Source organism: Nocardia sp. NPDC003693, assembly GCF_053981095.1.
This window is the reverse complement of sequence record NZ_JBSFNO010000065.1, coordinates 22,302-31,855: the sequence shown is the minus strand read 5'-3', so window position 1 is coordinate 31,855 and position 9,554 is coordinate 22,302. Positions and strand designations below refer to the sequence as shown.

At 69.2% G+C, this 9,554-nt stretch carries 8 protein-coding genes and 1 other RNA gene; 4 read left to right on the top strand and 5 right to left on the bottom strand.

What is annotated here, in order from left to right; genetic code table 11:
• Positions 1-86: 86 nt before the first annotated feature.
• Positions 87-974, bottom strand: coding sequence for an alpha/beta hydrolase (locus ACWDOP_RS37810; protein WP_454201117.1), 888 nt, complete (start codon positions 972-974; stop codon positions 87-89).
• Positions 975-1,004: 30 nt separating this feature from the next.
• Between ACWDOP_RS37810 and rnpB the strand changes: the two genes are divergently transcribed.
• From rnpB to ACWDOP_RS37790, 4 genes are all read left to right on the top strand, one after another.
• Positions 1,005-1,415: RNase P RNA component class A (gene rnpB, locus ACWDOP_RS37805), an RNA gene on the top strand.
• 602 nt (positions 1,416-2,017) lie between these two features.
• A complete protein-coding gene (locus ACWDOP_RS37800) occupies positions 2,018-2,227 on the top strand; it encodes a hypothetical protein (protein ID WP_454201116.1) in 210 nt (69 codons plus the stop codon).
• 15 nt (positions 2,228-2,242) lie between these two features.
• Positions 2,243-3,817, top strand: a complete 1,575-nt coding sequence (locus tag ACWDOP_RS37795; protein ID WP_456348912.1) for an RNB domain-containing ribonuclease — start codon at positions 2,243-2,245, stop codon at positions 3,815-3,817.
• Positions 3,814-4,392 (top strand): Uma2 family endonuclease, encoded by a 579-nt coding sequence (locus tag ACWDOP_RS37790; RefSeq protein ID WP_456348911.1) that lies wholly within the window; start codon positions 3,814-3,816, stop codon positions 4,390-4,392. The genes ACWDOP_RS37795 and ACWDOP_RS37790 overlap by 4 nt, the downstream gene beginning before the upstream one ends.
• A 49-nt stretch (positions 4,393-4,441) precedes the next feature.
• On the opposite strand, the gene ACWDOP_RS37785 is transcribed toward ACWDOP_RS37790, so the two are convergent.
• From ACWDOP_RS37785 to panB, 4 genes are all read right to left on the bottom strand, one after another.
• Positions 4,442-6,730: a CHAD domain-containing protein gene (locus tag ACWDOP_RS37785; RefSeq protein WP_456348910.1), complete on the bottom strand. Its 2,289-nt coding sequence runs from the start codon at positions 6,728-6,730 to the stop codon at positions 4,442-4,444.
• Positions 6,731-7,687 carry a prolyl aminopeptidase gene (gene pip / locus ACWDOP_RS37780; RefSeq protein WP_456348909.1) on the bottom strand — a complete coding sequence of 319 codons (957 nt, stop codon included), beginning with the start codon at positions 7,685-7,687 and terminating at the stop codon, positions 6,731-6,733.
• Positions 7,687-8,172 carry a hypothetical protein gene (locus ACWDOP_RS37775; RefSeq protein ID WP_456348908.1) on the bottom strand — a complete coding sequence of 162 codons (486 nt, stop codon included), beginning with the start codon at positions 8,170-8,172 and terminating at the stop codon, positions 7,687-7,689. Before ACWDOP_RS37775 ends, pip begins: the two co-directional genes overlap by 1 nt.
• A 301-nt stretch (positions 8,173-8,473) precedes the next feature.
• Positions 8,474-9,328, bottom strand: a complete 855-nt coding sequence (gene panB / locus ACWDOP_RS37770; RefSeq protein ID WP_454201111.1) for a 3-methyl-2-oxobutanoate hydroxymethyltransferase — start codon at positions 9,326-9,328, stop codon at positions 8,474-8,476.
• Positions 9,329-9,554: the final 226 nt, after the last annotated feature.

Here is a 9,554-nt window from a genome sequence, read left to right as displayed (position 1 = left end):
TGGCGGGATCGGTCAGCAGCAGCCTGCCCTCACCGCCGGGGAAGAGCTTGGCGAACACCCCGACGAACTCGCGCTCCATCCGGGAATCAGGGCCGCAGCACGGCCGTCAGGAACTCGATCTGATCGTGCACGGCCTTCTCGAACCATTCGTCGAAGTAGATCTCGAAATGCCCGATCGGGTATTGCTTGACCACAGCGTGTTTGGCGCGTCCCGCCGCTTTGAGCGTGGGTCCCGCCGGGGCGACGCTGTCGTTGTCGCACACGGCGAAGAACACCGGCGCCTTGATGTCCTTGGTGCGCCGGGCGGGCGCGTCGAACAGGGTCGACAATCCCACTCTCGCGGGAACTTTCGGTCTGTACTGCGTGCTTTCCTCGGCCAGCCTGCCGAATCCCTCGGGCACGTCGGCGGCGCTCATGAGCGCCGCCGAATGCTTCTTTCCGGCCAGCCGCGCGGTGATGGGCCGGCGAATGATCGGGCCGATCAGCAAATCGGTCAGCGCCAAAGTGCCGGTGCGCGTGAGACTGATCGGTCCCTTCGCCATCGCCGACGACCAGCCGCTGGTGAACGGGCACTGCGCGACAACGGCCGCGATGTAATGGTCGTCCGGGGCGACCGACAATGCGTGACCGCCGCCGAAGGAACTGCCCCACAGCGCGATCCGGGTGGCATCGATACCCCGCAGCGTGCGCGCGTAGGCAATTGCGGCGTGCCAGTCCGCGCGCTGACGGCCGATATGAATCAGCTGGCGCGGTTCCCCGCCGCTGGCGCCGAAATGCCGATAATCGAACGCCAGCACCGCCATTCCCGCCGCCGCGAAACGTCGCGCATACCTATCCAATCCCATTTCCCGGTCCGCCCCCAGCCCGTGCCCCATCACCACGAGTGCACGTGGCCGCGGCGGCCCATCCGGCAGATACAGCCATCCCGCACACTGCTCACCACCAGAAGGGAACCCCACCTCGACACGCTCCATGGCGGTCTACGGTACCTTGGTGCCCGCGGACGAGTCGGTTGGGCGGCCGCGGCGATGGGAACGGGCACCTGTGTGCCGCCGCCCGTCGTCGAGGAAAGTCCGGACTCCACAGAGCAGGGCGGTTGTTAACGGCAACCCGGGGTGACCCGCGGGACAGTGCCACAGAAAACAAACCGCCGGCGGCTCAGGTCGCCGGTAAGGGTGAAACGGTGCGGTAAGAGCGCACCAGCGCGCCGGGTGACCGGCGCGGCTAGGTAAACCCCGCCCGGAGCAAGGTCGAAGGCCGCACTCGCGAGAGTGCGGCTGCGCAGGTGTTCGAGGGCTGCTCGCCCGAGCTTGCGGGTTGACTGCTCGAGGCACCCGGCAACGGTGTGTCCAGATGGATGGTCGCCACCCGATGTGAATCGGGGACAGGATCCGGCTTACAGACCGGCTCGTCCGCGCCCGGCCCGGAAGCTCATTTCCGGGCGCGGGCTAATTTCACCGCGGCGTATTCGGCCGGGCTTATCCCGTCGTTCCCGGTGGGGCGGTCGCGTTACACGCGCGAACACCGTGCACCGGTCCGAAACGGTGATTGATACCCGATTGCTCTGATGCCGCGCGCGCCCGGGGGAATTCCGGGCGCTAATCCGCGGCCCGTCGCGTACCGAAAGAATTTCGGGCGCACGCCGACCCGAGCGGCGTGAGGTACACCGCTCGCGCCGTTCCGTGCACAATCCGCCGCGTTCGGTAAGAATGGCGACGCATGACATGGCATGCGTCGGCGCGGCACGGCGTGTCGTAGAGATGATCGCCGCCGGACTGGCATTGAACGTGATCGACGTCATAAAGTGTTGCGCGTTGGAAAGTTCCGTCGCGGTGGTGTGACGGTTCCCCAGACTCCTGACAACAACGAACGCCGGAAAGCAGGTCTCGTCTATATGCGAATTGCTCGCAAACTGGCAGCTGGTGCGCTCCTCGCCGCTGCCGCTTCCGTCTCGGTTGTGCTCGGTGCCGGTTCCGCGTCGGCGCTGGCGATCACGCCGCTCCCGGGTGGAGTGCAGGTGGATCTCAGCCCGTCGGACACCGCGTGGGTCGCGAACTCCCACATCGGGCAGGCCATCGCGGGCCTGCCGCATCCCTCGGCCGCCTCGTTCGGCCAGTCGCTCGATTCGGCGGCCGCGCTGTCGTCGACCTACCCGGGCGGCCGGGTCGTGTTCACCGTCTACGGGCCGTTCGATCAGTTGAACGGCACCATGCTGGCCCTGCAGTAGGGTCCGCACTCCCCGGTGGAACTGCATCAAAGGATCGTGTCGGCGCCGGTTGACTTCGGCGCCGTCCGAACCGAATTCGGATTGGCCTCGGACTACCCGTCCGAGGCTGTTTCGGAGGCGCGCGAGGCGGTGGACGCGTTCGCCGGACACCGCCTCGATCGCACCGATATACCCCTCGTCACCATCGATCCACCCGGCGCCATGGATCTCGATCAGGCCCTGTGCCTCGAGCGCACGCCGACGGGATTCCTGCTCCACTACGCCATCGCCGATGTGGCCGCGTTCATCGCGCCCGGCGGGCCGCTCGCGCTCGAGTCTCTCGCGCGAGGACAGACTTTCTATCTTCCCGACGGCACGGTGCCGCTGCATCCGCGCGTGCTGTCCGAGGGCAGCGCGAGCCTGCTGCCCGATCAGGTGCGGGCCGCCGCGCTGTGGACCATCGAACTCGACGAGCGCGCCGAACCGGTCCGCGCCACGGTCGCCCGCGCGCTGGTGCGATCGCGCGCCCGGCTGGACTACGCCGGGGTGCAGGCCGACGCCGACGCGGGCCGGCTGCATCCCTCGATCGCGGCGCTGCCCGAATTCGGCAGGCTGCGTATCGAATCCGGGCTGGCGCGCGGCGCGATCTCGCTGCGGCTGCCGTCGCAGAGCATCGTTCGCGTCGATTCCGATGGGGACGGCCGCGGAGAGGCGGCCGGCGCGGACATCGACGGTGCGCGCGGTGCGGAGGGAAGCGGCACGGCCGTCGGGGACGGTGCCGGTGGCGATGTCGCCGCGGTGGACGCTGCCGGCGCCACGACCGTGGACCACTGGCAGCTGGTGATCGAACCGCGCACCGACGCCGACGACTGGAACGAGCAGGTCTCGCTGCTGACCGGCATATCGGCCGCGCGAATCATGCTCGCGGCCGGGGACTCCGACCACCTGGGCCTGCTGCGCACCATGCCGCCGCCCGCGCCCGCCACGGTGGAATCCATGCGCCGCACGGCCGCCGCCGTCGGCGTGGACTGGCCCGCCGACGAGCCGGTGGGCCGCATGCTGGCCCGCCTGGACCCCAACACCCCCGCCGCGCTGGTCCTGATGTCCGAGGCGACGACGCTGCTGCGCGGCGCGTCATACACGGTGCTCAACGGCCAGACTCCGGAATCGGTGCGGCACAGCGCGATAGGCGCGCCCTACGCGCACGTCACCGCGCCCCTGCGCCGCCTCTCGGACCGCTACTCGACCGAGATCTGCCTGTCCCGCTGCGCCGGAACCCCCGTGCCCCAGTGGGTCCGGGACGGCTTGACCGCCGCCGCCGAGTCGATGCGCCGCTCCGACGCCGTCGCGAACAAATTGGAACGGGCCTGCGTGGACCTGACCGAGTCCACCCTCCTGGCTCCCCGCCTGAACACCGACTTCGACGCCGTCGTCCTGCGCGAGTCGACCCCCACCCGCCCCGCCGAGATCTTCGTGGCCACCCCGCCCGTCCTGGCCAAGTGCCTGGGCTCCCCACCCGAAGGCGAGACCGTCCCCGTCCGCCTGGTCGAGTCCGACCCCCAAACCCGGACGGTGACCTTCACCTACCCGGCCACACCCCCGCCACCGTGACCGACGCGGGGTTCCCACAGTGGCTGCGTCCACCCCCGGAGGGCTTCACGGCGCGCGATCTCGACCACCTTCCCGGTCTGCCGCCGCATACCGAGCTGATCGACGGAAGCCTGGTGTTCGCGAGCCCGCAGACGCAGTTTCACGGTCTGGCGATCACGCTGCTGGAGTCCGCGCTACGGCGGGCTGCTCCGCCCGCGTTGCGCATTCGCCGCCAGATGACGGTGACCCTGCGGCAGGACCAGCGTCCAGAACCGGACGTCATCGCGGTACATGCCGACTGCGACGGTGGCCTCGACCTGACGACGTATCGGGCGGACGAGGTCGCGCTGGTGGTCGAGGTCGTTTGCCGGGCGTCCCTCACCCGCGATCGCGAGCGCAAGCCCCAGCTCTACGCCGCCGCGGGTATTGCGCACTTCTGGCGCGTGGAGAACGTCGGCAGCCGTGTGGTCGTCTACGTTCACGAGCTCGATCCCGCGACGAATCGCTATGTGCTCACCGGGATTCACCGTGATCGGATGAAGTTGGGCGTCCCGTTCGAGATGGACATCGATCTCTTGGAGATCGATTCGCTCTGAGGCAGTTCCGTGGCACGGCAACACCGTGCCACGGAACGCGATTCGGTGGTCAGAGGGGGCGTTTGCGGAGAAACTTCGTGGTGGCGGGGTAGCTCTTCAGTGCCTCGGCGGCCGCCGATTGTTCTGCGGCGCAGAGGCGTTTGTAGGCGGCGGAGTCGGCGGCCTCGGCGTGGGTGCGCAGGGTCTGGAGGGCCTCGATCGCGTCGCGGTGGTCGCCGAGGACGGTCTGTAGCTTCTTGGCGTGCTTGGCGAGGTCGGCGGCCGGGGCGCCCAGCACGTCGGTGGCGGCGTCGGCGGAGTAGCGCAAACGCTTGGCGGCCTTGCGGATATCGTGCAGCAGCTCGATGCGCTCCGCCTCCGGCAACCGGGCCCCGGTCTTCGCCTCGGCCCGCACCAGCCGCCGCAGCCGCCGGAAATCGCCCCGCAGCACCTCGGCGAAGACCTTGTCGGCCCGCTTCCGCCCCGCCTTCCCCTTGATCGCCTTCTTACTGGTCAACACCCCGAGCTGTTCCAGCAGCCGCCGATACCGCCGCCCGTCGAACGCCGCGACCGCCTCCTGCAATGCCGCCGCGTACCGGGCCCGCTCCTCGGCCACGAGCCGCGCCCCGAAATCCCCCCGAGCGCCGCCCTTTCGGTTCGCTTCGGAGGCTTTGCTCGCGGTGTTCTTCTTCGCGGGCGCTGGTTTCGCGGTGGCCGAATCGGTTTTCGGCGCGCTCGCCTTCTCGGTCGTCTTGCTCGCCGCTGCCTTGCTCGCGGCCTTCTTTGGGGCCTTCGCGGGGCTGGAGGCGGTCGCGGGGAGGTCGGCCGGGGTCTTGTCCTGGGTGGCGGCCTTGTCCGCGGTGACGCGGGCGGCGGTCGCTTTCGCGGTAGGGGACTTGCGCGGGGCGGTCTTCTTCGCCGGGGGCTCTTCGATGAAGAGGCCGGTGGCGGGGTTCTCGGGGACGGCGCGCAGGATCGTGGGCTTCCTCGGCGGGGTCTTCTTCGCGGGGGTGGGCTCCGAGGTCGGGGCCGGAGCCTTCTTCGCGGTCTTGCGGGCGAGGCGTTCAGCGGCCTCGGCTGGCTTCGGGGTCGTGGGCTCGGCGGGAACCGGCTCGGGGGCGGCCTTTTTCGCGGTGACGCGGGCGGCGGTCGACTTCGCGGCGGATGACTTGCGGGCGGGAGCCTTCTTCGCGGCGGTGGACTTCGCCGGGGCCTTCTTCGCAGGCTTGTCGGGAGCCGGATCGGCGGTCACGGCGCGCAGGATCGTGGGCTCCTTGGGCGCGGCGTTCGAAACAGGCTCGTCGGCAACGGCTTTGAGCCCTGCGGGTCGCGGGGACGGCGAGGTCGACTCGGTCTCGGTGGAGACGACCTTCAGCGGGGGACGCTTCTCGGCGGGCGTCTTCTTCGCGGGGGTCTTCTTCCCCGCCGGAGCATCCTTGACGGCCTTCAGCGCCGTCTTGCGGGCCGCGACCTTCTTGGCGGCAGGGTTTTCACGCGGCTTCTCGGGATCTACCTGCTCGACGGCGAGCGCCGGGACGGGCTCGGGCGCAACCGGCTTCACGATCGCTTCGCGCCCCGGCCCGGCTTCTGGCGCACCGTCGGACTTCTCCGCAGCGGCCGGCTGAGTATGGGCCGGATTCTCATCGGCACTCGCCGACGCGGTCTTCGCGCCATCGGAAGGCTCGGCAGCAGGTTTCGCATCGGCTGCCGGTATTGCGCTGGCAGCGGGTTTGGTGCCGGCAGCGGGTTTCGTGCCGGTGGTGCGTTCAGCGGCGGGCTTCTTGCTGTCAGTGGCCGTGTCCGCCGGCTTCTTGCCAGCGGCAACCTCGGGCGCGGGCTTCTTGCCATCGGGCTCGGCAGCGAGCTTCTTGCCGTCTACGGGCTTCTTGTCCACCGAAGCCCCCGCGACCGCCGCCTTCCCGCCGCTCTTGCCGGCGTTGGCCTTGCCCGCCTTCTCCACGCCGGTCTTCTTGCCGCCCTTCTTCTTCGAGGCGGGCTTGTCGGCCTTCTTCGAGGCCGGCTTCTCACGCTTCTCACCCGCGGCGCCTCCCGCATCCACCCCGAGCAACGTCCCGTTCGCCCCCAGCAGCTCCTCGAACCGATCCGCCCGCACCTCCGCGTCCCGGGCCACGCCCAGCAGCCCGGCCAGCCAGCGCAACTCGTCGCCGAGCTCCTCGACGCGCTTGCGGCGCAGCACGCCGCGATAGGACTTGAGCAGGCTGCGGAGGCGGCGGGTCGCCACCCGCATCTGGTGCACCGAATCGGGAATGTCCCGGCGGACATCGGGTTCGGCGGACCGCAGCCGGTCCACATCGGCGGTGAAAGCGTCGATCAGGGCGGGACCGGCTGAGGTGCTCATCTAGTTCCTGTACTTGTCCGTGGCTTCTACGAGGTGATGGGTGATGCCCGGCTCGGCGGCGGCGTGACCGGCGTCGGCGACCAGGTGCAGTTCCGAATTCGGCCACGCCCGATGCAGATCCCAGGCGCTCACCGCCGGGCACACGATGTCGTGGCGGCCCTGCACGATAACCCCGGGAATGTGTGCGATGCGGTCGATATCGCGCAAAAGCTGCCCCTCGTCGAGAAATCCACCGTTGACGAAGTAGTGGTTCTCGATGCCGGCGAAGGCCAGCGCGAACCGCGGATCGGCGGTCTCGGACACCCGATCCGGTTGGGGCAGTAGCGAACTCGTGGCACCCTCCCAGGTGGACCACGCGACGGCCGCGTCGGTGGCGAGCTGCTTGTCGGGGGAGTTCAGCAGGCGATGGTAAACCCGCACCAGATCACCGTCGCGCTCGGCGGCGGGCACCGGCGCCAGGAACTTCTCCCATTCATCGGGGTACACGTACCCCGCAGCGCCATTGTAGTACCAATCGATTTCCTTGCGGCGCAACAGGAAAATCCCGCGCAACACCAACTCGGTCACCCGATCCGGGTGTGTCTGCGCGTACGCCAGCGCCAGCGTCGACCCCCACGATCCGCCGAACACCTGCCACCGCTCGACCCCGAGATGCGTTCGCAGCGCCTCGATGTCGCGCACCAGATGCCAGGTGGTGTTGGTCTCCAAACTCGCACCGTCCGCGATGTGCGGCTCGGACCGCCCGCACCCGCGCTGATCGAACAGCACGATCCGATACGCGGCCGGGTCGAAGAACTGCCGATGGAACGGCGCGGTCCCGCCGCCCGGCCCGCCGTGCAGGAACACCACCGGTTTGCCGTCCGGATTCCCGCTGCACTCCCAGTACAGCCGCTGCCCGTCCCCGACCTCGAGCATGCCCTGCTCGTACGGTTCGATCGCCGGGTACAGGGTGCGCATCAGAACGCCAGTCCGGTGGCCAGGTTCGGGATCTCCAGCGCCTGGATGGCCTGATCGCGCACGTCGGAGCAGTTCGCCTTGGTGATGCGGTCGACCACGTCCTTGTCCCCGAGCACCTGCACGTTGATCCCGCCGTTGCGCAACGCCCAATCGTGCACGGTCGCGTTGTAGGCGATCCCGCCCAGCGTCGGCCCCTGCACCCGCCAGTCCGACAGCTGCGGCCGCAGCAGATCGCACAGCTGCTTGGCGGCTTCGTCGGACACGGTGACCTGCTGCCCGCCGGCTTGCCCGCTGCCTGTCCCGGTCGAGGTCTTGGGCCCGGCCGAGGTGCTCGACGGCGCGGTCGTGCTGCTCTGCGGCGACGAGGACCCGGTGGGCGTGGTGCCGCCACCGCAGGCGGCGGTCACCGCGATGACAGCCCCGAGCCCGGCGAACAACGAAGCCCGCCGAGCCCGGCGAGCGCTGATCCAACGGCGATGCGACATGAATTCCCTTTGGTCGTTCCAGCTCATCGCCTCCCACTCTGCCACCAAAATCTGGCGAAAGACTATGAAGACCGAAGGCTGCAGCCGCGCGATAGCCGCAGGCTATAGAAGTCGAGCGCCCGGCAGAGATACCGAGCGCTCGCCATCCGAAACAACCGCCCCGATCGATACGGCGACACCTGATTTCGCACCGATCGGGGTAACTCCCGGGGTACGGGCTAACGAGCCCCGCTCCCAACCGCCGGCGGCCGACGCAACGCAGGCCGCACCTGAGTCAGGCTTGAATTCCCGGGGAGGCGGCTCAGAAGCTGTGCTCGGGGCCCGGGAACACCCCGCGCCGCACCTCGTCCGCGTAAGTCGCTGCCGCGCTCCGCAATTCATCGCCGATATCGGCGAAGCGCTTCACGAACTTGGCGGTCTTGCCGCTGGTGTACCCGGCCATGTCCTGCCACACCAGCACCTGCGCGTCGCAGTCCACGCCCGCGCCGATGCCGACGGTGGGAATGGTGAGCTTGCGGGTGACCTGTCCGGCGATCTCGGCGGGCACCATCTCCATGACGACGGAGAACGCGCCGGCCTCCTGCACCGCGATGGCGTCGGCGACGAGCTGCTCGGCCCCGTCGCCGCGACCCTGCACCCGGAACCCGCCCAGGGTGTTGACGCTCTGCGGCGTGAACCCGATGTGCGCCATGACCGGGATGCCGGCCGCGGTGATCTTGGCGATGCTGGCGGCCATGCGCTCGCCGCCCTCGAGCTTGACGGCCTGCGCGCCGCCTTCCTTCATGAAGCGCACGGCCGTGGCCAGCGCCTGCTCCGGCGAGGACTCGTAGCTGCCGAACGGCAGATCCGCCACCACCAGGGCGTTCGGCGCGCCGCGCACCACGCCGCGCACCAGCGGAATGAGTTCGTCGACGGAGATGGAGACGGTGGTGTCGTAGCCGTACACCACGTTGGCGGCCGAATCGCCCACCAGCAGGACCGGGATACCGGCCTCTTCGAACAGTCGAGCCGAGGAGTAGTCGTAGGCGGTGAGCATCGACCAGCGCTCGCCGTCGGCCTTCATCTGCTGCAGATGCTGCACCCGCGTCTTGCGCTTGGCGGGCTGTGCGGCAGGTGCGGCACCGTAAGCAGGGGTTTCCGCATCGGATACGGACATCATCGTCCCTTTCGTCGTGTCCTCGAGGCCCACACGGGGTCCCCGGGTTGTTCTGACGACCCTCAGTCTGCCATTCCCGCCGGTGACGACGGCAATGCGATTGCTCACATCGAACTCGGGCGAACAGGACACCCGGCTCGCACAGGCGAGCCGGCGAATCTTCGCCCCATGACTCGACAGCAGCGCCCGACCGCGCGAAAACGCCGGGGCGCGAGCCCCGCCGGAG